The 22,290-nt window shown below is 35.8% G+C and carries 26 protein-coding genes, 1 tRNA gene and 1 pseudogene; 15 read left to right on the forward strand and 13 right to left on the reverse strand.

Annotated elements, in window-relative coordinates:
• The first annotated feature begins 596 nt into the window (after positions 1-596).
• Positions 597-1,799, forward strand: coding sequence for an alpha/beta hydrolase fold domain-containing protein (locus tag ACIQ7N_RS09210; RefSeq protein ID WP_402931515.1), 1,203 nt, complete (start codon positions 597-599; stop codon positions 1,797-1,799).
• Between the two features lie 76 nt (positions 1,800-1,875).
• On the opposite strand, the gene ACIQ7N_RS09215 is transcribed toward ACIQ7N_RS09210, so the two are convergent.
• Both ACIQ7N_RS09215 and ACIQ7N_RS09220 read right to left on the reverse strand, forming a co-directional pair.
• Positions 1,876-2,214 carry a CHY zinc finger protein gene (locus ACIQ7N_RS09215; RefSeq protein ID WP_402931517.1) on the reverse strand — a complete coding sequence of 113 codons (339 nt, stop codon included), beginning with the start codon at positions 2,212-2,214 and terminating at the stop codon, positions 1,876-1,878.
• Between the two features lie 29 nt (positions 2,215-2,243).
• The gene (locus ACIQ7N_RS09220) at positions 2,244-2,816 is read right to left on the reverse strand and encodes a DinB family protein (RefSeq protein WP_402931519.1); all 573 of its coding nucleotides are present in this window, start codon (positions 2,814-2,816) and stop codon (positions 2,244-2,246) included.
• Positions 2,817-2,933: 117 nt separating this feature from the next.
• Here ACIQ7N_RS09220 and ACIQ7N_RS09225 point away from each other — a divergent pair, with 117 nt between their 5' ends.
• The gene (locus ACIQ7N_RS09225; RefSeq protein ID WP_402931521.1) at positions 2,934-3,431 is read left to right on the forward strand and encodes a GNAT family N-acetyltransferase; all 498 of its coding nucleotides are present in this window, start codon (positions 2,934-2,936) and stop codon (positions 3,429-3,431) included.
• A 75-nt stretch (positions 3,432-3,506) separates the two neighbouring features.
• On the opposite strand, the gene ACIQ7N_RS09230 is transcribed toward ACIQ7N_RS09225, so the two are convergent.
• From ACIQ7N_RS09230 to ACIQ7N_RS09250, 5 genes are all read right to left on the reverse strand, one after another.
• Positions 3,507-3,791 (reverse strand): hypothetical protein, encoded by a 285-nt coding sequence (locus tag ACIQ7N_RS09230; RefSeq protein ID WP_402931523.1) that lies wholly within the window; start codon positions 3,789-3,791, stop codon positions 3,507-3,509.
• A 138-nt stretch (positions 3,792-3,929) separates the two neighbouring features.
• On the reverse strand, positions 3,930-4,151 hold the full coding sequence (locus tag ACIQ7N_RS09235; protein ID WP_402931525.1) for a hypothetical protein: 222 nt from the start codon (positions 4,149-4,151) through the stop codon (positions 3,930-3,932).
• 202 nt (positions 4,152-4,353) lie between these two features.
• Positions 4,354-4,656, reverse strand: coding sequence for a hypothetical protein (locus tag ACIQ7N_RS09240; protein ID WP_402931527.1), 303 nt, complete (start codon positions 4,654-4,656; stop codon positions 4,354-4,356).
• Between the two features lie 78 nt (positions 4,657-4,734).
• The gene (locus ACIQ7N_RS09245) at positions 4,735-4,908 is read right to left on the reverse strand and encodes a YvrJ family protein (RefSeq protein ID WP_016993736.1); all 174 of its coding nucleotides are present in this window, start codon (positions 4,906-4,908) and stop codon (positions 4,735-4,737) included.
• 41 nt (positions 4,909-4,949) lie between these two features.
• Positions 4,950-5,020: transfer RNA gene (locus ACIQ7N_RS09250), tRNA-Cys, on the reverse strand.
• Between the two features lie 476 nt (positions 5,021-5,496).
• On the opposite strand from ACIQ7N_RS09250, the gene ACIQ7N_RS09255 reads away from it, so the two are divergent.
• The gene (locus tag ACIQ7N_RS09255) at positions 5,497-6,081 is read left to right on the forward strand and encodes a sigma-70 family RNA polymerase sigma factor (RefSeq protein WP_400938863.1); all 585 of its coding nucleotides are present in this window, start codon (positions 5,497-5,499) and stop codon (positions 6,079-6,081) included.
• 3 nt (positions 6,082-6,084) lie between these two features.
• On the forward strand, positions 6,085-6,285 hold the full coding sequence (locus ACIQ7N_RS09260) for a hypothetical protein (RefSeq protein ID WP_400938861.1): 201 nt from the start codon (positions 6,085-6,087) through the stop codon (positions 6,283-6,285).
• A gap of 112 nt (positions 6,286-6,397) precedes the next feature.
• Here the strand turns inward: ACIQ7N_RS09260 and ACIQ7N_RS09265 are convergent, their stop codons facing one another.
• Positions 6,398-7,297: a 3-hydroxyacyl-CoA dehydrogenase gene (locus tag ACIQ7N_RS09265; RefSeq protein ID WP_402931529.1), complete on the reverse strand. Its 900-nt coding sequence runs from the start codon at positions 7,295-7,297 to the stop codon at positions 6,398-6,400.
• 186 nt (positions 7,298-7,483) lie between these two features.
• Positions 7,484-8,140 (reverse strand): hypothetical protein, encoded by a 657-nt coding sequence (locus tag ACIQ7N_RS09270; protein WP_402931531.1) that lies wholly within the window; start codon positions 8,138-8,140, stop codon positions 7,484-7,486.
• Positions 8,141-8,599: 459 nt separating this feature from the next.
• Here ACIQ7N_RS09270 and ACIQ7N_RS09275 point away from each other — a divergent pair, with 459 nt between their 5' ends.
• Entirely contained in the window at positions 8,600-9,628 is a 1,029-nt protein-coding gene (locus tag ACIQ7N_RS09275) for an S-layer homology domain-containing protein (RefSeq protein ID WP_402931533.1), read from the forward strand.
• A gap of 39 nt (positions 9,629-9,667) precedes the next feature.
• On the opposite strand, the gene ACIQ7N_RS09280 is transcribed toward ACIQ7N_RS09275, so the two are convergent.
• Together ACIQ7N_RS09280 and ACIQ7N_RS09285 are read right to left on the reverse strand one after the other, a co-directional pair.
• Complete coding sequence (locus ACIQ7N_RS09280; RefSeq protein WP_402931699.1) at positions 9,668-10,354, reverse strand: ZIP family metal transporter; 687 nt, start codon at positions 10,352-10,354, stop codon at positions 9,668-9,670.
• Between the two features lie 329 nt (positions 10,355-10,683).
• The gene (locus ACIQ7N_RS09285; protein ID WP_402931535.1) at positions 10,684-11,355 is read right to left on the reverse strand and encodes an NUMOD4 domain-containing protein; all 672 of its coding nucleotides are present in this window, start codon (positions 11,353-11,355) and stop codon (positions 10,684-10,686) included.
• Between the two features lie 359 nt (positions 11,356-11,714).
• On the opposite strand from ACIQ7N_RS09285, the gene ACIQ7N_RS09290 reads away from it, so the two are divergent.
• The 9 genes from ACIQ7N_RS09290 to ACIQ7N_RS09330 all read left to right on the forward strand — a co-directional run bounded on the left by ACIQ7N_RS09290 (position 11,715) and on the right by ACIQ7N_RS09330 (position 20,437).
• The gene (locus ACIQ7N_RS09290; protein ID WP_402931537.1) at positions 11,715-12,158 is read left to right on the forward strand and encodes an SACOL1771 family peroxiredoxin; all 444 of its coding nucleotides are present in this window, start codon (positions 11,715-11,717) and stop codon (positions 12,156-12,158) included.
• Positions 12,159-12,642: 484 nt separating this feature from the next.
• On the forward strand, positions 12,643-13,218 hold the full coding sequence (locus tag ACIQ7N_RS09295) for a sugar transferase (protein ID WP_402931701.1): 576 nt from the start codon (positions 12,643-12,645) through the stop codon (positions 13,216-13,218).
• Between the two features lie 326 nt (positions 13,219-13,544).
• Positions 13,545-13,835, forward strand: coding sequence for a glycosyltransferase (locus ACIQ7N_RS09300; protein ID WP_402931539.1), 291 nt, complete (start codon positions 13,545-13,547; stop codon positions 13,833-13,835).
• Positions 13,836-13,950: 115 nt separating this feature from the next.
• On the forward strand, positions 13,951-15,633 hold the full coding sequence (locus tag ACIQ7N_RS09305; protein WP_402931541.1) for a GNAT family N-acetyltransferase: 1,683 nt from the start codon (positions 13,951-13,953) through the stop codon (positions 15,631-15,633).
• Positions 15,614-16,360, forward strand: coding sequence for a hypothetical protein (locus ACIQ7N_RS09310; protein WP_274067532.1), 747 nt, complete (start codon positions 15,614-15,616; stop codon positions 16,358-16,360). The genes ACIQ7N_RS09305 and ACIQ7N_RS09310 overlap by 20 nt, the downstream gene beginning before the upstream one ends.
• Complete coding sequence (locus ACIQ7N_RS09315) at positions 16,348-17,373, forward strand: polysaccharide deacetylase family protein (RefSeq protein ID WP_274067531.1); 1,026 nt, start codon at positions 16,348-16,350, stop codon at positions 17,371-17,373. Before ACIQ7N_RS09310 ends, ACIQ7N_RS09315 begins: the two co-directional genes overlap by 13 nt.
• Before the next feature lie 327 nt (positions 17,374-17,700).
• On the forward strand, positions 17,701-18,693 hold the full coding sequence (locus ACIQ7N_RS09320) for an agmatinase family protein (protein WP_402931543.1): 993 nt from the start codon (positions 17,701-17,703) through the stop codon (positions 18,691-18,693).
• A gap of 142 nt (positions 18,694-18,835) precedes the next feature.
• A complete protein-coding gene (locus ACIQ7N_RS09325; RefSeq protein WP_402931545.1) occupies positions 18,836-19,381 on the forward strand; it encodes a GNAT family N-acetyltransferase in 546 nt (181 codons plus the stop codon).
• A gap of 171 nt (positions 19,382-19,552) precedes the next feature.
• Positions 19,553-20,437 carry a 5'-3' exonuclease gene (locus ACIQ7N_RS09330; RefSeq protein ID WP_402931547.1) on the forward strand — a complete coding sequence of 295 codons (885 nt, stop codon included), beginning with the start codon at positions 19,553-19,555 and terminating at the stop codon, positions 20,435-20,437.
• 236 nt (positions 20,438-20,673) lie between these two features.
• On the opposite strand, the pseudogene ACIQ7N_RS23680 reads toward ACIQ7N_RS09330, so the two are convergent.
• Positions 20,674-20,873, reverse strand: a pseudogene (locus ACIQ7N_RS23680) (transposase domain-containing protein); the annotation flags it as partial.
• Positions 20,874-20,937: 64 nt separating this feature from the next.
• Here ACIQ7N_RS23680 and ACIQ7N_RS09340 point away from each other — a divergent pair.
• A complete protein-coding gene (locus ACIQ7N_RS09340) occupies positions 20,938-21,102 on the forward strand; it encodes a hypothetical protein (RefSeq protein ID WP_402931551.1) in 165 nt (54 codons plus the stop codon).
• A gap of 280 nt (positions 21,103-21,382) precedes the next feature.
• On the opposite strand, the gene ACIQ7N_RS09345 is transcribed toward ACIQ7N_RS09340, so the two are convergent.
• The gene (locus ACIQ7N_RS09345; protein ID WP_402931553.1) at positions 21,383-22,288 is read right to left on the reverse strand and encodes an ABC transporter substrate-binding protein; all 906 of its coding nucleotides are present in this window, start codon (positions 22,286-22,288) and stop codon (positions 21,383-21,385) included.
• Positions 22,289-22,290 lie beyond the last annotated feature (2 nt).

Here is a 22,290-nt window from a genome sequence, read left to right on the forward strand (position 1 = left end):
CGTTCTGATATGGTAAGATGGGTATAGCTCATAACGATTCCTCCGTTTGAATGTTTGTGTGGTAACTACATTTTACACGAGGTCGTTATGGGCTTCCTTTATATTGACTTCTGGGTGTTGCACTTAATATTACAATCCGTCTTTTATAATAATTCTCCTTTCTTTACTTATGTTAGTACCAAATCATCATTATCAATGTTTCAAAATAATCTTTTGCTATTTTGTTAACATAACTCGACTTAACTCATTCTTTAATGCTTTACTTCCAATTCAAAAGAGGGTTTTTTAGATCACTGCTCTCCCGCTTTTCTTTTCTTGCTTAGTACAAAATAAAGTTTCAAACTCATTTTTTTCTACAAACTTTGAAAATGAAAGAGCATTAGCTACAGCTCTGGCATTCACGCACGTTACATACAGAATAAGGTGATTAAAATATGTAGATTCCAGCTGACCACAACAGGAGTCTTTGAACAATGGAGATAGTTATTTCTAACGTTTTTATTATCAATGTAGCATATCATTTTAAAATACTTACTAAAAATCTTATGTATAAAAGGCATTATAAAAATATGTGTAGTATAGGGGATTCTCAAAAGATGAATCAGACAAAAGCAAATTTCAATTGGCGACCTAGAGGTTTTCTTCAGTGGCTACTCACAATCCTCTCTGTGGTAGTATGTTTTATTATTATTATAGTGGCCTACTATATTTTTAACCCGAGTAATATGGATAAAATAATGAGTCTCCTTGCATGGGGAGCTTCTATATTTCCGGTTATTCTAGTAGTGACAGCATTAATAATAATCGTTTTATTAGCTCTTTCTTTTTGGAAGAAAACTTTCATTGCTCTTACAGTGTTATTTCCTATTTTGTTGTTATTGATGTTTTTAACTGTGCAGTCAATTAGTAATATGAAAAGCTATGCTAAAAGCGAGAATGTATCGGTTGCTCTTAGCTCACATTTTTTTTATAAACAAACTATCTCAACAAAACCAAGTGTAGATGTGGTGTATGGGAAAACTAAGGACGGCATTGAACTAAAGCTTGATGTGTGGCCAGCGAAGAAAAAATCAGAGGATGCTTTAACACCGGTCATTGTTCAAGTGCATGGTGGTGGTTGGGTAAGTGGAGATAAAGGCCAAGTGCAAGACTGGAATCAGTGGATGAATGATCAAGGGTACACTGTTTTTGATGTCCGATATCGTATGCCTCCTGAAGCAGGTTGGAAAGATGAAGTAGGGGATGTTAAATCGGCGATTGGTTGGATCGTGCAAAATGCAGTTACGTATAAGATTGATCCGAACAGAATCATTTTAATGGGAGAGTCTGCTGGGGGAAATCTAGCTATGCTTGCTGCATATAGTTTGGGAGATAAGTATTTACTGCCATCAACGGATGTTCCGGATGTACCGATCAAGGCAGTGATTAACATGTATGGGCCGTCAGATATGACCGCGTTTTACAAGAACAATCCAAGTAAGAATTATGTCCAAGATGTTATGGATAAGTACATTGGAGGTTCACCATCCGATTACCCTGAGCGTTATAAGATACTTTCCCCTATAAGCTATATCCATGAACATACGCCACCAACTATTATGTTTTTAGGGACGGGTGATCGTATTGTTCCTGTAGAGCAGGCGAACATCTTGGATGAGAAACTGACTACAAGTGGTGTAGCGCATGAACTTTATCTTCTTCCAAAGGTCGATCATGGCTTTGATGCAAATCCAGGTAGTTTGAGCACGCAATTTGCCAAGGAGAAAGTAAAAGTATTTCTTCAAAAATATAATAAATAATCATTACGCGTAGCTCCAGTTATAGTAATAGGAAAAGCCTTTGCAGGAATTAATCATCCTTCAAAGGCCTTTATATTTAGAAAGTACATGTAGGATTATTATTATCCGTCTTAAAATATATATGAAAATGCTTACTGCAATTTGGATTGAAAAGAGTATGACAATGTTTACAGTTTGTGTGATTCATATAGTCATGAATCGTTAATTCACTTTTACATACACCACAAAATATTGCCTTTTCATGAAAGTCCTCTTTCTTCCATGGCTGAATTTTATGATTTGAATTTTCCTCATGACATTTATAGCAAGGATAATACTCCCCACAACATTTAAATTTAATTGAAATGGTATCTTGCTTTTTAAAATAGTGCTTACATCTTCCTTGATCATCAATAACATTTCCTAGAATCTTCATATGTCAAACCTCTTTTCATTTTAAAACGCTTAAATTAAAACTTCACTTGATGCAATCAATCGATTATATTGCTCCTTTATTATTGTAAAATGATGCTTTTCATGGATGGCAAGTAGCTGGATAGATTGAATAAGGTTAGGGTAGTGAGCGATAGGGTCTGGAAAGACAATATGCCCGGCAATATCCTCCTCAATATTTTTTACTAATTCTTGCATTGCGCTCGTTTCGTTTACTAGTAATTGTTCGATGTCGTTGCTGCTTAGCGTAAAACGAATTTTAGAGGGAGGCACTAATATTCCTGGAGCTCTCATGCCGCTTCCTTTTTTATTTTTATATTCCTCGTATATATCATGTATTTCTGTAGCGAAAGGCTTGTTTCTTCGCATTTTTGCGTAAGGCGTCAGTAGTAAGGAAAACTTTGTTGCTGTTTTTAGCATTTTTAAGATTAGATAAAGGTGATAGAAGTGTTCACCGATAGACCATTTTTCTTCTTTCTCGCGGTGCCATAGTTGTTCCTCTGGGAGTGAATGAATGCAAGGTACATAGTGAATTCGCTGCTCTTGTAATAGATGAAAATGGTGCGCCATACTGTTCGATTTCATATTTTAATCTTCTCCTTTGTACTGTTATTCCCATTTTAGGGAACTATCTTGTGGAAGTACATAAAAAACGATTAAGAATTGGCGATAAAAATGGAAAGTATCGTAGGAGGGATAAAAATGAATAGTAGACTTTTAATAGCTGCAGATGCTGAAGTCTATCGGAATTTAAGATTAGAAGCGCTACAAAATAATCCTGAAGCATTTGGCTCTAGCTTTGAGGAGGAAAAGGATAATCCGATTGAGCTGTTTGCCAGCAGATTTGAATCACAAGGCTCTTTTACGTTAGGGGTATTTGATCATGAACAATTAGTGGGCGTTGCGACGCTAGTGCAGGAAAGTAAGCTTAAGTTAAAGCATAAAGCGAGCATCTTTGCGGTGTATGTTTCTCCGAAAAAGCGCGGGCTTGGTATTGGTAAGCGTTTAATGGTCGAAGTAATTAACAAAGCGAGGGAGTTAAAGGGAGTTGAACAGCTTCATCTAACGGTTGTATCAACGAATGCTTCAGCAAAAAGACTGTATTCTTCTTTAGGGTTTGAGGTTTTTGGAACAGAGAAAAGGGCATTAAAAATAGATCAGCAATATTTTGATGAGGATTATATGACTTTGTATCTATAATTTATTTCAGTGGATGTTTGAACAGCCATTGAAGCGAAAACTCCAAGAGCTTTTACCCTTGGAGTTTTTTGATTTTTATGGCGTGGTCCAATGAAACAATAAAAATAAAGCAATGATTAAAAGAATGACAGCAATCGTAAAAGTGACGTAGCTACTAGCATTACCCGTTTTATTTTTCAATAGTTTTAAGCTCAGTACTATATTGATGATCGATAATGGGAATACTAGCCAAAATCCTAAATTGCCTAAGAGTTCAATTTGAATTGGTACATGGTTGTAAAAATAATTATAGGTGATACCTAAAGCAAGTAAAATTACCAGCACAATATTGACCTTTGCAATTTTATTGTTGCTAATCATAATTGCCTCCAATCGATCCCTTTATAGTTGTATAGTATGCTTAAAATAAAAATCTGATAAAGCATGTAAGCTTCCAGCATTTGATCACATTCCTTAGTTTATTCATCTGAATATTCAGTAAAATGAATGTATAAATCTTTAGTTTCTAGGACCTATTCTTCCACCTTTCGTTAACCAATTCCAACATATCTCGAAAAACTTTACCTTTTCTTGTAGTAAATAAGGAAAACCAATAAACAACCAATACAAAAAAGCAAGAACCAATACACCAGTTAATATACTGTTCACTTGTGTTGCAATAAAAATGCTAAGGAACATAATTAGAAAATATAGTACAGCAATTCTCCTGTAGGCTATCATAAATTTCCCCTCCCATTATTTACAATCATACAGAAGAGATAACCTTTTTAGCAATTAATTATATGTTGGTCAAAATAAAAAGTGAAAGAAAATAATACACCCACCAACGCGAGTTAGTAGAAAATGCAAGCGTAAGTCAATTACCTGCACAATAATAAATATAAGCGTTAAATGAAAGTCATATGAAAAGCAATAAAAGCTGTTACGCATCCGTTGGCTTAATAGATTTAGCTTTTCCTTTTTTAAAAATTCCTAAAAGAAGAAGCACAAGTCCAGTTAAAAATAGAAGTGGAAACATGACCATCATTAGTGCGACCGCCGCAAATCCCTCACCTGCATATCTCCCATACAGAATAGAAACAACCCCTGAGAATAAAGGAGCAATTACTAACATCATAGTTATTCCCCAAATTATATATTTCTTTTTATTCGATTTACCAAGACTTATCATAATAGCTATTCCTAGTACCAATACTAATCCCAAAGCAACTAATCCAATTCCCAATTTAGACCCTCCCACCCTTCATTTAAATTTTAGCAGATGTTTGAATACCCGCCAATAATTTTCCAATTTCCGTGTGGCTCACCCTCCTTTTTTGTAATTAAGAGATTTTATAACTTCCGATAACTCCATAATGACCGCTTCTAATTTATCTATTTTCCTTTCAAAGCGAATGAATAGATAGACTGTAATGGCAATAGGGAATCCAAAATTTCCTATTAGGCTAATCCAAATTGGAACATTTTCTGGTGTCATAATGTAAATCACCCTCCCTCTTACTCCAAATTAGTAATATAAGGTGATACTCGGATTCGAACCGAGGATCCAGGTTTTGCAGACCCTTGCCTTACCGCTTGGCTATATCACCAAAATTGTAACCGTACTATGTAAAGAGGATCCTTCTGTAATAAAAACAACCTTCCTGTAAAAAAAATTATTTTGTCACGGTTTCCATTTCTTATGTTTTAGACCTCTTTAAGGTCTCTAAGATGAAATATGATATAACGGTATATTCAAGCAAGGAATGTCACTATTGTGTTAGGGTTACAAGAAAATAATATTACGTATATCAATAAGATATTAATGAAGAGCACGTATTAAAGGAGTTTAAGCATTTTAACAGTAGTGCTATCCCATTTACTTTAATAGTCGCTGATCATAATTCAGCCAGAAAAAATAAAAGCTATTTTAGATATTTGAAAGAGTTGGATTAAATCACCTTTTTTGTATAAAAGGTGTTTTTTTTATTCTTTTTAAGAACATTTGTTCCTATTTTGGTTTATAATATAGATACAACATTCACTTTAAATAGAAAGAAGGCGGAAGTATTGGAGGGATAATTAAATGGAGAAACAAAAAATAGAGGAATTCTTCTATAGAAATAATGCGCAGGTTAACAATCCAATCATAAAAAGCTTTTTGTCGGATTCCAATAATCTTTATTTGGTGCAAAAGGCGATCTTATATCCAACCGAACAAAATAAGAAACTTGTCGATGAATCTTTCCAATCTCACTATATAAATGTTAGGAAAATCAAATATGTCAGTAATTTAATTTATTTTTTTAGCTTAGATTTTGATAAAAAAAGGAGAAGGCTACAAAATCGTGCTTTATTAATATTAGATAAAGGCTTATCAGAAGAAGGCGGCACGACCGCGAAAGAGCTAATAGAAGATGCAAGCGTTGAAATTGAACTGGATCATATAGTTGATGGAGGATTATTTGACAATATTGAAGATGAACTGCTTTTAAAGTCTTTGCAAAAACTAACGGTTAAACAACTTCAAATATTAGAGATGATTTATGTAAAAGAGCTTTCTATAAAAGAAATAGCTCACACATTACAAACTACACCGCAGAATATATCAAACCTTCATAGGAAGGCTTTAAATAAACTCAAAACTACACTCAGCAAAAAGGGGGAATAATATATGACGATTTTAGAAAATCAATACAATGAAGAGACGCTAACGATTATAGAGAATTTCATACCGAAAATAAAACAATGTCTGCACAATACAGACTTTCAGGAAAGGGAAGACTTGGAACAAGAAATTAAATTAAAAATTATAGAGAAGCTGGCAACAGTAGAATTTCAGGATGCACCTAGTTTTTGGGATTTTTTCTCGTGAACTTTATACCCGGTTGTTTCGGGTGGCTACCCGGCAACCTAAATTCCAACACCTTGAAATAAAAAACGATGCACATAGTGAAGACACTATGTACATCGTTTTTATTAATTAATTAGCCTTTTAGGAAATCAGGTTTTGCGAAGTTTGGGTTTGGATATTTATAGAAACCTTCGCCTGTAGCGCGGCCTAGTTTGCCTTTTTCGATATACTCTGTTTTTAAGAGATTGGCTAATTTTTTAAAGTTTTCTTCACCTGTAGCAGCGGCTTTTGCCTCTACAATGTTGAAGGCAGTGTTAATGCCGACAATGTCAAGGATGGCGAATGGACCTAGTGGTGCTCCTGTTCCAATCATCCATGTTTTATCGATTGTTTCTGGGTCTGCTACTTCTTTTACTAATAGTGATTCAGCAGCATCTAAAAATGGAACTAGTAATGAATTCAAAATATAGCCTGGTTGTTCTTTATATAATGGAAGTGGAACCATGCCGATTGAACGTGCAAATTCTACGACTTCATCGAACACTTTCATATCAGTTCCTGGATGCTTCATAATTTCGGCTGTGTTGTTTTTCCAAATCGTATTTGCAAAGTGAAGCGCTATAAACTTTTCTGGACGACCAGTTGCTTCAGCAAATTGGCTTGGTAATAATGTAGATGAGTTTGTCGCAAAGATTGTTTTAGCAGGGGCAACTTTGCCAAGGTTTGTGTAAAATTCCGTTTTAATTTTAACAACCTCAGGAATCGCCTCAATCACAAGATCGGCATTTGCAACCGCTTCTGACAAATCACTTTTAAATGATAATCGTGCATATGCAGCATCAACTTCTTCTAGCGTCGCGCCTAAGTCTTGTTGGTATAACGGTTTTAATTTTGTGATACGATCTTGTGCATTTGTTAAGGCCTCATCATTAATATCGTATACGGTTACATTAAATCCTTTAAAAGCGGATTGATAAGCAATTTGACTACCTAGAACACCGCTACCTGCAACTGTAATATTTTGATAATTCATCCTAAATTCCTCCTTTGAAATTGTTACATTAATATAATTGTATGGGTATGTGTTGTATCCCTAATTACACCTCCATACTACTTCTTCTAATATTGAAAAATCAAATGAAAGCCTCAATTATTATAATGATATAACGCCTTTATTAATTTCCCCAAAAGTAAAAAACGTCACCCGAGAGAGTGACATTTAATGTTCAATAGCCGCTAATGCTTTGTCCATTTGGCGTTCATTATATTTTATTGCATGACTATTAATGGATTCGAGTTCCTTAAAAGTATAATTAGCGTTTTGATAAAACCCAAAGACAAAATCGTTGATCGGCGATTCTTCTTCTCCATAGTATCTATTCACTACATATGCCTTAAAAATATTTTCTAGCATATATTCATTATTTTGTACGTCTGCTAAATATTTTTTAGTTTTATATTCGGCTTTCATGTAATCCTCGAATTCTTTAATTTCAGCCTTTGTAGCGGGGTACTTTTTAGCGTAGGCTTCAATTGTATCGAACTTTTTAGAAGGTGTGCTATTAAGAGAAGCAACCTCTTTTACTTTAGTTTGCCAAGTTGCACCTTCTATTGATTCTGCTTTAGCTACGGGTTTTTCTTCATATGTAACAGTCACCTTTTCTTTATTTGCTTTATATTCAGGTGAAATATCCCAAAAGCCAATCATACAAAAAATCATAATGATAATTGGGATTGCGGCTAATTTCAGCATTTTCAGAGCTTTAATTTTATCCATCTTTATGAAATTGAACACTGCAAGAAGAAGAAAAACAATTGCTATAACAATACTGAATAGAGTTATAAGGACAAATATATTTACAAGAGTATTTACCAAGTACTAAAACTCCTTTCTTTAGATCGAAATCTTCTATTTATCAAATATTTTAATATATAGAATCAAATAGAACTATACTTAACATTGAATTTTTCCCCATGCAAAGAAAATCCTTTGATTTTTCAATTTAAAGAGCGGCTATCTACTTTATACCTACTAAAGAATAAACTAATTTACTAATTTTTCTGCATAAATAAAAAGAGGCATAAAGCATATTTATGATATGGTGTTTATTCTAAACGAAGAATAATAGTACTTTTCGTTGGATTTATTGAAAAAAGTACTTAATGCATTGTAGAAATTATGTAATATACTTCCTGATAGTTTTGGAGATTTAGTAATTTTATATTTCTAAGAAAATAGGACTTTTTTATAATTTTGAATAATTTACATATTTTTATAGATTTACTAACAGTTGTTTTAGTACACTGAATTTATGAATGGAAAGGGGCAGGTATAATGAAAAAGACGTTTTTAGCTGGTGCGCTTAGTATTGCATGTTTTACAGGAGGTTTTGGATTACAAGCAAATGCTCAAGAAACTGTAGATGTTTCTAGTATTATCCACCCAAAACAGGCAGTTGCAGCGACTAAACAGGTGCAAAAGATGACATACCAAGATCTTTATAAGACACTAGTAATTTCCAAATTATCTTATGAAGATAAAGAGATAACGTTAGTAACGACGAAAAATAATATGACAGTAAAGATTTCGTTACAAGCACTATTGAAAACTACTGAAATGAGTGCACAAGAACAAAAAGAATTTAAAGAGCTTTTCGGTGACTCTATTCAAATGAGATTTACTCCATCTGGAAATGCATTTAAGGCGGAAGTATATGCTGAAGGGAAATGGCAAGCTTTAGCTGATGAGGATTTGAATGATATTATTGGACCAATTCAGGAAGAGGATCTTGTGTTAAAACCAGGTGGTTACTTCACAGATACTATTGGACATTGGGCAGAGGGCTATATCCAATTATTGTTCCAATTAGACATTATTAAAGGTACATCTGCTACAACATTTACTCCAAATGGTCAAGTAACACGCGGACAATTAGTTTCTATGATTTTCCGTGCTTCAGGACTAGATGTGAAGGAAGATTATGAAGGTCCTGCTACATATAAAGATTTGGCAAAATACCCAGGTGCAAAGGAAGTAGCGATTTTAGAGGAATATGGCATAATTGATATTTTTGATGGTGTTAATTTTGAGCCGTATAAACCTGTTACACGTGAGGAAATGGCATTTGTAACTGCAAGATTCCTAGAAGGAAAGGAATTTGATGTAAGTAAGGTTAGCAAAAATAACCCATTTGCAGACAAAAACCAAATGCGTAAGGAAACTGTTGAATCAATCGGATTATTAAAGCAATTAGGTGTAATCGATGGAGCAAACGGTCAATTTAATCCAAAAGGTAATCTTTCACGTGCACAGTTTGCTAAAATCCTATCACTAACATTAATGTTAATTGGTGACGAAGAGTAATTAAAAAGAAGCAATCCACAATTGGGGTGGATTGCTTTTTTATTCGACTAGCATATGAAATACGTGACTTAATAAATAACCTAATAAAACGAATGCTATAAGTGATTTTATTGAAACTGAACGAATATGATGCAAAATAAATTCTGAAATACTGGCTGTTGCTATTAACCCAATCGATACGCCCATTAGTACACCTTGTGCCTTATCAGATAACTCCCAATATTGGCCGATCTGTATGAAAACACTAAAGAAAATCGAAAATGCTATAAAATAAATAAAGAGTCTCCAAAGCCGTTCTCCTTGTGATAGTAATGCTGTAGAAAGTGCAAAGCCTTCTGGTAGATGATGTAGAATAATAGAAGCTGTTATGGCAACACTTAGTGAGGCTTTCCCTAACAACTGTCCGACAGTAAGACTCATCGGAATAGTGTGGATAATGATAGCGATTGCCAATAGTGATACTGAGGGATTTTGAGTATGAGAAGTGTGAAATAAACTATTAAGAACTTCAAACATTAAATAGCCTAACAAAATGCCAAGTAATAGGCCAAATGATTTGTATATTTGAAAAGAAGAAGGAATGACGTCTACTACAAGTAAGCCAACTAAAAATCCACCACATAATAATGATAATCCATGAGTTGTATGCTTGAATAGCCTAGAGAATACCCAAGCTAGAGCTCCTCCAATGCTAGCACTAAAAAAAAGAAAGCCACCAAGTATCATTGCGCTCAACTGCAAAATTCCTCCACCCTATATATTCTTTAAGCTGTTTTTAAAAAATATATGCTAAGTAGAAACGAATATGATAGTCGTAAGTTTTAGAAAAAGGTCCGTTGTATGAATTACTAAAAAGTAAGAGGTTAATTTATCGATAAATCTATTATTAGGGGCTTTATTATCGAAATATGCGTATCAAACCGGAATAGATATTAATCGCAAATTATAATAGGTTCTTTTCCATAATTTAAAAACCCCGAGCGTCAATGCATCGACGCTCGGGGTTTTTAAATCAATTATGCTGCTGCAAATTTTCGTGACACTCACTAAAAGGGTTAAAAGTGAATACCTGGTTTATCGTTTAGCTTACAGCCTGTACCATATTTCGCTTTTAAGGCACCTTTAAAATTAGTTTGTTCAAGTTCAGGGTATGCCTGTTTCCAAAGTTCAAATACATTGTGACTTGAAGCAGTACCCTCTTTTGTTAGTCGAACAATATGGAAACCATATTCATCGTTGCATCGAGCTAATGGGCGATTTTCACGTACTGTAATGATTCGACCGCTCGCCGTAACATCATATAAGCCTTCGTAACCTGAAATAGCACGTCTTTCTTCATCGAAGTCAGCTGTTTTTTCTAGTTTTTCTTTTTTTGCTTCATTTTTTTCTGCAGGTTTAGCAGTTTCTTTAATTTTAGCTTTCTCTACAGGCTCCACCACTTCTTTGATGTCATCTTTCTCTTCAGATTCAGCCTCTTCTTTATTTTGAGTTGAAAGCTGTTCCACAATAACGAAATCCTTGTTAGAAGCTTTGTCGCTCATTGTCGCCATGATGTTCATAATAGAACCTACATAACGGACTGGTTTATCTTTGCCTTCTTCAAATACAAAAATATTATAATCGGTTTTATTCATCTTCTTCATAATAATATTTCCTGTTTTAGTAGTAAAACCGATAAATTTGTTCTTTTTAAGTGCTTGTATTGCTTGTTGCTTTGTTAAAATCATTTTTTTAAATCTCCTAAAGAATTGTTTTTTCTATTTTACCATAAAATTAGTTTTCCTGTTTTTCTTAAATATTGGATGTTTTATTATTGCACTGATAATTCTTTTGGCCAAGGGAAGAATTGCGTTTGTCGCTATCGTGAGGGGGTGATTTCCGTTCGGGTTGGGCGTACGATGATCCCGAAGGAGCGACTATCTTCCATTTCCATAAAATTACTTTATAACTTGCAAACTGATTAGGCAGATAATAGAATTGGTCGGTAACGAAGAAAACGGAGTTAAGTGATGGAGCAAAGAACTGCTTAGGTCCCTAAAGTAAATGCTCTACTCGTACCCAATATAATCAAAAGGAGGAATTATTTATGGTTCAACATTTATTTACTATGAATTTACAATGGTCGGAGGGGAGAAATGGGACGGGTACTATTGTTGCAGACAATCTAAATACGAAAATTTCTATTCCTCGAGAAATGAATGGGCCAGGGATGGGGACAAATCCTGATGAAATGCTGTTAGGAGCGGCAGCAACCTGCTATTTAATTACACTGGCTACATTACTTGAAAATTCGAAGATTGCTGTATTGGATTTGTCTATGCAAGCTGAAGGCTTTGTTGATGTCACGAACGGTGTTTTTACTTATGAGAAAATCGTACATAAGCCAAAAATTATTGTACAAAATTTATCTGAGCGAGAACGAAAAAGAATTAATCGCTTAGCTGAGAAGGCAGAACAAACATGTATGATTAGTAAGGCATTAAAAGGAAATGTTCAAATTACATGCGAAGTACAGATTATACAAGGGTAAAAGGGAACATCTATATTCATGCTAAAATAGGAGGAGTTATTCAAAAATGATTTTGAAATAACTTCTTTTTTTCATGTATGCATTTTTAGTAGGCAGATTGGAGTGAAGACTTTGCGTCCTGTTGACTGACGCTTCACTTTTGCGCAGATAAAACATTGCCGCTGACGCTTCGCTTTCGCACAGACAAAACATTGCTGCTGACGCTTCGCTTTCGCGCAGTCAAAACATTGCCGCTGACGCTTCACTTTTGCGCAATAAACCTTGTTTCCCCGACATCCCCAAGAAAGCCCTAACTGGAACGGAAATCAACCCACGTTATGGTGTTGACCCTTTTTTCTACATATTATTGATTGCTTCCTCAAAAGTAGTTCTATAAATGTCCCAAATGAATATATAAAGTTAAGTGGTAAAAAATGCGAAGGATGATGTGTTGCACGAGCAGTCAGCTCAGACTATTAAATTTTATAGTCAGTACGGGAAAAGAATGTTTGATATTGCGGGGGCACTCCTAATACTTTTCATTACCATTCCTCTTATGTTAGTAGTATTCCTCGTTTTACTTATTAGCACAGGCCGCCCAGTTTTTTTAAAACAAATCCGTACCGGACAGGATCATCAGCGCTTTGTTATTTGGAAGCTGCGGACAATGACTATACAAGCAGTTCCAGTGAATATGCCTATAATGTGTGCAGACGGAATTCCGGATGATTATTTTTTTAAAACTGAACAGGATGCACGAATCACAAAAGTTGGGGCCGTTCTTCGCAAGTTCAGTATTGATGAAATTCCACAGCTCATTAATGTTTTAAAAGGAGATATGAATATTGTTGGACCACGTCCAGAAGTTCCGTCCATCACAAATGCTTATAACACTTTACAAGCACGGCGTTTAGAAGTAAAGCCTGGTTTAACAGGACTTGCTCAAATTAACGGCCGCTCTTCTTATGGGCAAAAAATTTCATATGACCTAGAATACATTGATCGTTATTCCTTTTGGATGGATTTTAAAATTATCATCAAAACAATTTTCGTAGTTTTAGCGCGAACAGGTGCTTATTAACAATTAAGGAGTGTGAGGTTCTGAAGATCTTTCACGTATGGATAAGATTGGAGGAGCGCAAAAGCATGTGGAGGCACTCGCCATAAAATTAAAGCAAGATAGTCACGAGGTAACTATTGTAGCAGGCCTTTATGATCCATAACTGTGGCGCTTCAGCCATGCAGCGAAATTGCTCCTGCTCATAAAATGCTGACATTCATAATGGCAGCGATCAAATAGAGATGCAAGTAGCACCTATAAAAGAGAATGAGGAGCATCCATTAATCGTGATGGTTGCTCGTTTTGAAGTGCCAAAAAGACAGGATTTATTCTGAGTACCTTGGTGCTTGCAATTGATCGGTGATGGCTCACTGCGCCCACGTTTAGAAGAATTTATTGCCGATAAAGGTTTAATAAATCGTGCTTCATTTTTGGGCAATCAATTGGATGTCACATCCTTACTTGAGGAAAGTCATGTATTTGTCTTGTTATCAGATTGGGAGGGCTTACCGATTTCAATTATTGAAGCAATGCGAGCAGGACTTCCGATTAACGCTACGAATGTGGGCGGTGTCAATGAGTTAATTTCCGATTTAATTAATCGAGATGATAACGATTTACTAAAGAAAAGACTTTAACAAGATGAGCGCTTACGTCAAAAAATGGGGACGCAAGTGAACGCCGCGTTTCTACCAATGTATCAGAAAACGCTATTTATCTACGAACAGGCTACATTAAAATCGGCTAAGAAAGGTGATTAAGTTGCAATTAATTCGCATTCGAACTGATGATGAGCTTATGTGGTACAAGGATATTTGGGATGAAATTTTAGCATCTGAGGACAATGATAATCCATTTATAGAATTTGCTTGGTTTTATAACTGGTGGCAAATTGTTGGACGAAGAGAGCGTGTCGAGCTCTATGCTGTTGAAGAAAATGGTACGATCATTGCCTTTTTCCCCTTCATAGTTCGACTTCGGTGGGGAGTACGAATTTATGCCTTTGCGGGAGAGAATATGGCGAATTATTCAGGTGTTGTAGCAAAAAAAGAATGGCTGTTGCCCGTTATAACCTTTGTGTTTGATCAGCTCATTGAAAAGTACAAACATGTACTATTTTCATTTCATGGATTATTGGAAAGCAAAGACTCTACAAAGGTCATTGAGCAATATTTTGTTGAAAGGCAGTTACGTCCAAGTATTTTTCGTGTAGTGACTCCGTATCTTGCCTTTCATGATGTAGATATTCCTAACTACTTCAATCAACGTAGAACAATGCATGGTATGGACAGCAGAGAACGGAAGCTACAAAAATTAGGCTCCTTAACGAGGAAAATCCCTTCGCGAGATGAACTTTGGCAAATGTTTAGATTATTTGATCGACGGTGGGCTAAAAAAATAGATACAAGTGATTTTACGAAAGGGAAGAAAAAGGACTTTTTCGAACAGTTAACGCTTCTTAAAGGGGAGGCATTGCAAGTGGAGGTAGACGCACTTGTTTTTGAAGACCAATGGATTGCCTTCACATACGGAATTTGCTGTCGTGGACGTTATGTAACTTACGCACTTGCACATGAGCCAACATTTAATATATTCGGGCCTAACAGATTAGTGAATCAAGAAACGATTAAGCGAGCCTATTCTGAAAACTATCGTTTGTTCGATATGAGTATTGGCTATGAGCCGTATAAGTTCGATTGGCGCTTTAATATTGATTTTACGAGGCGTATGCTCGTAAGCGGTGGAACGAAGCGAGCAAGGCTATTGGCAAGTAGCTATACGCTGAAGGAACGGCTCAAGGAATTTTTAAAAGGTAATCATCGTGTCGTGGAATGGAAACGCAATACTCTAGGTCAATTACGTTACTTAGTAAAGTATGGGAAAGTAAAAAATTGGCTAGAATGTGGACAACTATTCGTAGAAAAATTTATTCGTTTTAAGCAAGTGAATTTGTATGAATTATCCCCATCAGATAATGTTACACCGCAACGACCTGTAGGAGATTTATTTGAGGAGTTGTCGATACAGGAGGCGATGCAACTCGATAACGAAGAAATTATTTCTCTATTTTATAAGGGATACACGATTTACAAAGATTCTTATGCAGAAACGAATAAACCTGCGTTTGCATTACATGCGATGAACTGGCATGTAGATAATTTGCAAATTGTTGAAGCATTGCCAAAGCAGACATATTTTTTAACCTATGATGTTTATAAAAATATCGATATTATTACAGCCTTTTTCCAAAAAATGAAACCTGCACAAACACTTTGGGTTACTGCGAGATTTTGGCAATGGCGAAAGCGTAAACAATTATTGCAGCTAGGCTATAAACGTATTTCTCGAATGAAACATTTTAAATGTGCTCGTTATGAGCGAAATCATGTAGAAAAATACACAGAAAGTGGGGGCGATGTTCATTCTGTCCATTAAAAGTAAGCGATGGAATATCGCAATGCAGCATTTTTATTTCGTAGAGAAGCCAGCTAATGTTAGAAAATCAATGAAGGTTATTGGCTATACAAATTCACTTGTACCAAGCCGTAAGCTTGTTAAAAGTAAAACGGTTCATATTCACCTTACAGATAGTGAGTTATCATTATATCTTGCTCTTTCAGAAAGTAATCGGAAAATTCTTCGTCGTGCACAAAAAGAGTCCTATCAAGTTTTTATTTATAAGGAACCATCAGATGACAATTTACGAGCCTTTCAACAGTTTTATAATAACTTCGCAAAAAGAAAAAAGCTCGAGCTAATTAGTAAGTCTCAAATGGAAGCTATTACGCTTTTAAAAAATAAAGGAGCACTATGGTTGTCTGAGATTCGCAGTTTTTGTGGACAAACACTATGCTATAGACTCGATATTATATACGCTAAAAAAGCGATGTCCTATTATGTAGCGACTTGTCATTCACAATCAATGCCAGAGCATTTAATACGACCAATTCGATATGCAAATCGTTTCTTACTTTGGCATAATTTATTGCATTTAAAGGAGCAGGGCTTTGTGTTATATGATATGGGGAAGCTGACAGATGATCAAAATGTTCGCGCGTTTAAACTAGGCTTCGGTGGACAAGTCGTCGATGTATATTCTGGTTACATTACCCAATCCAAAATACGTGCACTGTTACTGGGCGTGCAAAAATGGAGGAAGTAGTTATTGAAGTAAATCGTGGAGGTCTTGTCATATCATTGGATTTTGAGCTAAATTGGGGTGTCCACGATGTATTTAAGCACGGACAATACAATAAAAATTTATATGGCGTCCGTGAAGCATTGCCTAAAATACTAGAGTTGTTTGAACAGTATGGTATTCATGCGACTTGGGCAACAGTAGGTCTATTGTTTGCAGAAACAAAAGCTGAAATGGCTCACTACTTAAGAGGTATTCCAATAAAATATAAAAACATGCGCTACGCAGCACATACACAACTTGCAAAAGTAGGAGAAAATGAGCAAGAGGACCTTTTACATTTCGGCAAATCCTTAATTGAGAAGATTAAACGTACGCCACATCAAGAAATAGGCAGTCATACATTTTCACATTTTTACTGTTTAGAAAATGGACAAACTGAAGCGAATTTTCGTGCAGATTTACATGCTACTGCCATGATTTGTGAAGAAAATATCGGACCAATGAAATCGATTGTCTTTCCGCGTAATCAAGTGAATGAAGCCTATTTCCCAGCATGTAAGGAAGTAGGATTTGTATGCTATCGAGGAAATGAAAAACATCCGTTGTACGATCCTCAAAAATTTACGAGAAAAGGTCGGCTATTAGCTGCAAAAAAATGGCTGGATAGCTATGTTAATATAACGGGAAATCATCTAGTAACGCTAGAAGAAATGCAAAAGGACTCCTTTATTAACATTCGTTCAAGTGCATTTTTAAGGCCCTATTGTAGACCTTTGCGATTTTTTGAAGGCTTAAAAGTCCAGCGTATAAAAGAGGGAATGCATGCAGCTGCAAGGTCTAAAGCCTTTTATCATTTATGGTGGCACCCTCATAATTTTGGCAAGAACATCGAAAAAAATTTAGCGATGCTTGAGGAGCTTTTACAGTATTATCAGGAATTGCGTCATCAATATAACTTTCAAAGCTATACGATGCACGAGGTCGCAGAGCTTTGCCAAACTTTATCCCGCAAAAGCACGATAGGTGAAGACTAATAATCAGTGGGGGTGAAAAAACCCTGCTGAATCAAACATAAAAAGTAGCAAACTAGAAAATGGCTTAGTTTGCTACTTTTTGTGTGTAAAGGGGTAAATGGAGTATATAGATTTTTTAAGAAATTAAGAGGGAAAATACCGAACTTTGACGAAATTGTATGTACTAATGGTACTATTAATGTGGAAAATATTTTACTAGGTATATTTATAGGATCAATAAAAAAGTATAGGGCAATTGACTTTAATTCGACATTGGACGCCCAGCTGATATGAATTGGAAATATTTAAAGATAGTATATAAAAATGACGTAAAGGCGGTCGGTTAACATGTTTATTCAACCAGAATGGCAGTATAAGCAAGAAAATGGTTCAGCTATGCATCAATGGGTGAAGCAAAAAGAAAATCCACTTCCAAATGATGTAGATATTATTTTGTACGGTGCTTTATTATCGTATGCTAGTAAACGATCCGAAAAGGCGCTGTATCCAACAGCATTTCGAAAGGCTTGGCCAAGTTTTCAATCTTATAATTTAGATGAGCAAGTAGATTTGCGTACGTTAGCAGTCGTCGATGTAGGTGATGTGGCCATCCATGAGACGGATAGAATGCTTTCGGAGTCTGCTATAGAAGCTGCAGCTGAAAGTTTAAGCACCGCATATTCTAAAAGTTTCACGTGTCTGATAGGGGGAGATCATGTGATAACAGCTTGCTCTCTTAGAGGAATAAAGAATGCTTTTCCAAAGGATCGCATAGGGATTATTCAAATTGACACGCATTTGGATGCTCGGAATCAAGAGGAAATTGGTTTAGCTATGGATTCTCCAATACAGCAGCTCATTGCAGCAGGCGTTGTAGAGGGGAAACATGTTTATAATGTCGGGTTACACGGCTTTTTTAATTCACCAGAAATGATTCACTATGCGAAAGAACAAGGGATACATATGATTACGTTAAAGCAAATGCGTCGTGATGGCATACAATTAACGATTCGTGAAATGCTCCGTCAGCTTATGTATGAGGTAGATCGTATTTATGTATCTGTTGATTTGGATGTGCTCGATATTACATTCGCCCCAGATGTACCTGCTGCAACACCAGGTGGTTTAACGGCCTATGAATTATTTGATATTCTAAAGCTCATTGGAGAAAATGAAGGGGTCCGCCATATTGACTTTGTCTATGCCGATCCAAAGGAGGGGGACCTACGCCCCGAAACAGTGAAAATGGGTGTGACAGCATTTTTACAATGGCTAACCGGTATTCGACTGGATTACCGCAATCGTATTCAAAAATATAACGTCCATGGTGTCAGTAAATAATCTAGAAAAAGTCGGCATCTTACGCAGGTCGTAAAGTGTGGTGGAATCAACTAAAAAATTTTACAGCCTATAAAAAGCTGTCGTTTTTGCATTAAAATTGTCCAGAACAAGGGGGCATATTGATAACAAAGGGGGAGGAAATATGGTGATAAAATTAGAATCCGAGCGTCTATGTATAGAACCTTTTACTATGGATGACGCAGTCAGAATCAAAGAATTGGCTAATGATAAAAGATTAGCCAATATTCTTGGGCTTCCGTACCCATATGAATTGAAGTTCGCACAAGATTGGATTGATATGCATCCAGAACTTCTAAAACGGGGAGTCGAATACCCCCTAGCAATTGTTTCAAAAGAATCGAGAGAAATTATAGGTACGATTACGTTAAGATTTGATAAGGTCAACAATAGAGGTGAACTTGGCTATTGGCTTGGTCAGGATTATTTGGGGAAAGGTTTCGCAACCGAAGCTGTAAATAGCATGATTCATTTTGGTTTTATCGAACTAGGTCTTAACAAAATTTGGGCATCTGCCATTTCTAGAAACAAACCATCGACTAGGGTGTTAGAAAAGTGTGGATTGCGCAAAGAGGGAACCTTGAGACAACATAGATTTTTAGTGGATACATATGAAGACGTTGATGTTTATGGGCTTTTAAAGACAGAATACCCCGTCTTGGCTCTCTAATAAAATGATGATTATGCCGGGCATAATTGATGAAAGTTTAGGTACTGCATAAAATTAACACTATGCTATATATTGTAGATGTTGTCATATAGTTTGCTATAATAGACAATGCTTTATAAAAGTATGATAGATAAATACAATTATTGTATTGTAATAGAGAGGACTATTTATATGACAACAAAACCAAAACTTTTAATTGTGGATGGCATGGCGCTATTATTCCGTTCATTTTTTGCATCGGCTGCGATGGGGCATTATATTCGCCTGGCGGATGGGACACCTTCTAATGGTGCCCAAGGATTTGTACGTCATGTATTAACGGCACAATCTATTATGAAGCCAACCCATCTTGCTGTTTGTTGGGATATGGGTGCACATACATTCCGTAACGAATTATTTGATGGCTATAAGGCTAATCGTCCATCACCACCAGAGGAAATGCTACCGCAATTTGATATGGCGAAAAATTTATCGCAACAAATAGGCTGGCAAAATTTCGGTGTTAAAGGAATGGAGGCAGATGATTTAATTGGCTCAATGATTACAAAGTTTCAGGATGAGGCTGACATTACGGTAATTAGCGGAGACAAGGATTTACTGCAACTTTTAAGACCATCAGCGGAAATTGCTTTTACGAAAAAAGGCTACACAGAATATGACATTTATACGCATACACGCTTTCAAGAGGAATATGGCATCGAACCTATTCAATTTGCGCAGGTCAAAGCGTTTATGGGAGATACGAGTGACGGTTACCCAGGCGTTAAAGGTATTGGACCAAAGCAGGCACTTACGTTAATTCAAACATATGGTTCTATCGAAAATGTTCTAACGTCGATAGACGAATTAAAGCCAGGTCAACGCACGAAAATTAAAGAGAATATAGACATGCTGAAATTGTCACACGAGCTCGCAACAATTCAAACGAACGTACCAATCGAGGCAGAATTAGCGAGCTTAGTATTACCTAATTACGATCCTCAAACGTTCAAAGAAATAGAAGAACGAGGCTACACATTAATTGCCAAGCAGGCACGTTCGTTATATTCACTGTAATAAAAACCTTAAACATTGGACTGACCTAGTCATTTAAGACACACATAAAACACCCATTAGGCTGCTTGGTAACCGTATTCTACGGGCGCTAAGTAGCCTAATTTTTCTTGTATTCTTCCTCATTATAACATCTCATATAATTTGCTATATGTGTTCTCGTCGTAAGCCCGAAATACAAAAATAAGTAGTGCACCTTCTCGGTACGCACGACGAATGGCCAGCTATCTGAGTTTTTTTCAGATAGCTGGCCATTTTGAATATGTGGCTTGGATATTTTTCGACCAAGGCATGTAATCTTGTAAGATCTCTGGCTGTTTTGGTAGCTCAGTTAATAGCTTCACAAGGTACTGATAGAAATCAATGCCGTTTGTTTTGGCTGTTTCTGCTAAACTCAGATGGCATTTGCTTTAGCACCGGCTTCACTAATGGAAAAAAGTTCCGACAGCCCATTTATATCTTGGTATTGGAAGTGTACATTAGAAGCCAATATCAGTTGGTAAATGAAAAGTGAGAACATCCATGAAACAATAGAGGATGTTCAGGAATTTGGATTAACTCAGGATGAAATAATAGTTTCTGCAAATCAAGAAGCCACTTTAGATTTTAAAGAAAATGAAAAAATGGTGGAGATATTTGGACAGACCCAGAGATTACAGCCGTTCTAATAAATAATGAGAAACAAATTGAAATTGAAATTGAAATAAAGTTACAGCTCAACAAATTATAAAAGACCAGGTACCCGCCCTTTAAATGAGCACCTAATCTAGCCCTAACATATTTGCGAAATCAGTAAGTTTTGAACCCTTGCTATTGCGCAAAAGCAATAAGGTAAACGGTAAAAAGTAAAAAGTAAATCCCCCTAAAACCATTGAAACAATATGGTTTTAGGGGGAAAAGTGAAGGGTTTCGCATTGTATGATGTATTCTTGTAAGTAGACTATATTTTTATTTTTTTAATTGGTCATATAGTTGATCCATTGCCATTGAGTTCCCAAGAGCTGAATAGTCTAACCAAGGTTGATCTGAAACAACAAAAATTTGGCCCTTTTGAACAGCTTTTAGAGATTTCCATATAGATGATTTAGCAAGTTCTTTGTATACTTTTTCAGCTTCTTCGTTGCTATTAACTACAACAAATATAATATCTGCATCGTAATCACCAATAACTTCTTTTGATATCACTTGATAAGGCTCTTCTGTACCCATTTCTGTAATTCCTGTAGCAGGTTCAAGATTTAAGTCTTTAAATAATATTGGGCCCATTGGTCGTGCTGTTGAGAAAACACGTAATTCTTTATCTGTAACACGGATTGCCATTGCTGTTGCATCTTCACCATATTGTTTAGCAAGTAAAGATTTTACTTCCTCCGTTTTCTTTTCGTAATCTGCAATAAATTGTTTCGCTAATTCTTCTTTTTTGAATTTTTCTCCAAGCAATGTTAAATGATCACGCCATGTTCCTTCATCTAAGTTATATAGTTGAACGGGTGCAATTTTTTTGTAGTGTTCTAAATTCGCTGCTGCAAATTCTTCATCTGCAACGATAACATCTGGTTCAGAGGAAAGTAATGATTCCATATCAACATCTTTTGCAGGGCCATATTTTGTAGCTTCTGTTAAGTACGGAGCTGCTTGTGGTAAAAAATCACCTAATGAACCGCCAACTACAGAACCAACGGGGGTAATATCTAGGGCAATTAAGTCATTTGTTAAGTGAATTGATAAAGAGCCAATACGTTGTTCTTCAACTACTTTCGTTGTTGAATTAGATGTTGTTGATTCTTCATTTCCACAAGCACCTAAAACTGCTGTTAATAGAGCTAAAGTTACTGGTAAATACCATTTTTTCATAT

Origin of the sequence: Lysinibacillus sp. NPDC095746, from assembly GCF_044763535.1 — a bacterium.
In the GTDB taxonomy this organism is placed as follows: domain Bacteria; phylum Bacillota; class Bacilli; order Bacillales_A; family Planococcaceae; genus Lysinibacillus.

Excerpts from the sequence above, each read along its gene's own strand:
- ACIQ7N_RS09210 (WP_402931515.1), top strand. The coding sequence starts at position 597 with ATGAATCAGACAAAAGCAAATTTCAATTGGCGACCTAGAGGTTTTCTT.
- ACIQ7N_RS09215 (WP_402931517.1), bottom strand. The coding sequence starts at position 2,214 with ATGAAGATTCTAGGAAATGTTATTGATGATCAAGGAAGATGTAAGCAC.
- ACIQ7N_RS09220 (WP_402931519.1), bottom strand. The coding sequence starts at position 2,816 with ATGAAATCGAACAGTATGGCGCACCATTTTCATCTATTACAAGAGCAG.
- ACIQ7N_RS09225 (WP_402931521.1), top strand. The coding sequence starts at position 2,934 with ATGAATAGTAGACTTTTAATAGCTGCAGATGCTGAAGTCTATCGGAAT.
- ACIQ7N_RS09230 (WP_402931523.1), bottom strand. The coding sequence starts at position 3,791 with ATGATTAGCAACAATAAAATTGCAAAGGTCAATATTGTGCTGGTAATT.
- ACIQ7N_RS09235 (WP_402931525.1), bottom strand. The coding sequence starts at position 4,151 with ATGATAGCCTACAGGAGAATTGCTGTACTATATTTTCTAATTATGTTC.
- ACIQ7N_RS09245 (WP_016993736.1), bottom strand. The coding sequence starts at position 4,908 with ATGACACCAGAAAATGTTCCAATTTGGATTAGCCTAATAGGAAATTTT.
- ACIQ7N_RS09255 (WP_400938863.1), top strand. The coding sequence starts at position 5,497 with ATGGAGAAACAAAAAATAGAGGAATTCTTCTATAGAAATAATGCGCAG.
- ACIQ7N_RS09260 (WP_400938861.1), top strand. The coding sequence starts at position 6,085 with ATGACGATTTTAGAAAATCAATACAATGAAGAGACGCTAACGATTATA.
- ACIQ7N_RS09265 (WP_402931529.1), bottom strand. The coding sequence starts at position 7,297 with ATGAATTATCAAAATATTACAGTTGCAGGTAGCGGTGTTCTAGGTAGT.
- ACIQ7N_RS09275 (WP_402931533.1), top strand. The coding sequence starts at position 8,600 with ATGAAAAAGACGTTTTTAGCTGGTGCGCTTAGTATTGCATGTTTTACA.
- ACIQ7N_RS09280 (WP_402931699.1), bottom strand. The coding sequence starts at position 10,354 with ATGATACTTGGTGGCTTTCTTTTTTTTAGTGCTAGCATTGGAGGAGCT.
- ACIQ7N_RS09285 (WP_402931535.1), bottom strand. The coding sequence starts at position 11,355 with ATGATTTTAACAAAGCAACAAGCAATACAAGCACTTAAAAAGAACAAA.
- ACIQ7N_RS09290 (WP_402931537.1), top strand. The coding sequence starts at position 11,715 with ATGGTTCAACATTTATTTACTATGAATTTACAATGGTCGGAGGGGAGA.
- ACIQ7N_RS09295 (WP_402931701.1), top strand. The coding sequence starts at position 12,643 with ATGTTTGATATTGCGGGGGCACTCCTAATACTTTTCATTACCATTCCT.
- ACIQ7N_RS09310 (WP_274067532.1), top strand. The coding sequence starts at position 15,614 with ATGTTCATTCTGTCCATTAAAAGTAAGCGATGGAATATCGCAATGCAG.
- ACIQ7N_RS09315 (WP_274067531.1), top strand. The coding sequence starts at position 16,348 with ATGGAGGAAGTAGTTATTGAAGTAAATCGTGGAGGTCTTGTCATATCA.
- ACIQ7N_RS09320 (WP_402931543.1), top strand. The coding sequence starts at position 17,701 with ATGTTTATTCAACCAGAATGGCAGTATAAGCAAGAAAATGGTTCAGCT.
- ACIQ7N_RS09325 (WP_402931545.1), top strand. The coding sequence starts at position 18,836 with ATGGTGATAAAATTAGAATCCGAGCGTCTATGTATAGAACCTTTTACT.
- ACIQ7N_RS09330 (WP_402931547.1), top strand. The coding sequence starts at position 19,553 with ATGACAACAAAACCAAAACTTTTAATTGTGGATGGCATGGCGCTATTA.
- ACIQ7N_RS09340 (WP_402931551.1), top strand. The coding sequence starts at position 20,938 with ATGAAAAGTGAGAACATCCATGAAACAATAGAGGATGTTCAGGAATTT.
- ACIQ7N_RS09345 (WP_402931553.1), bottom strand. The coding sequence starts at position 22,288 with ATGAAAAAATGGTATTTACCAGTAACTTTAGCTCTATTAACAGCAGTT.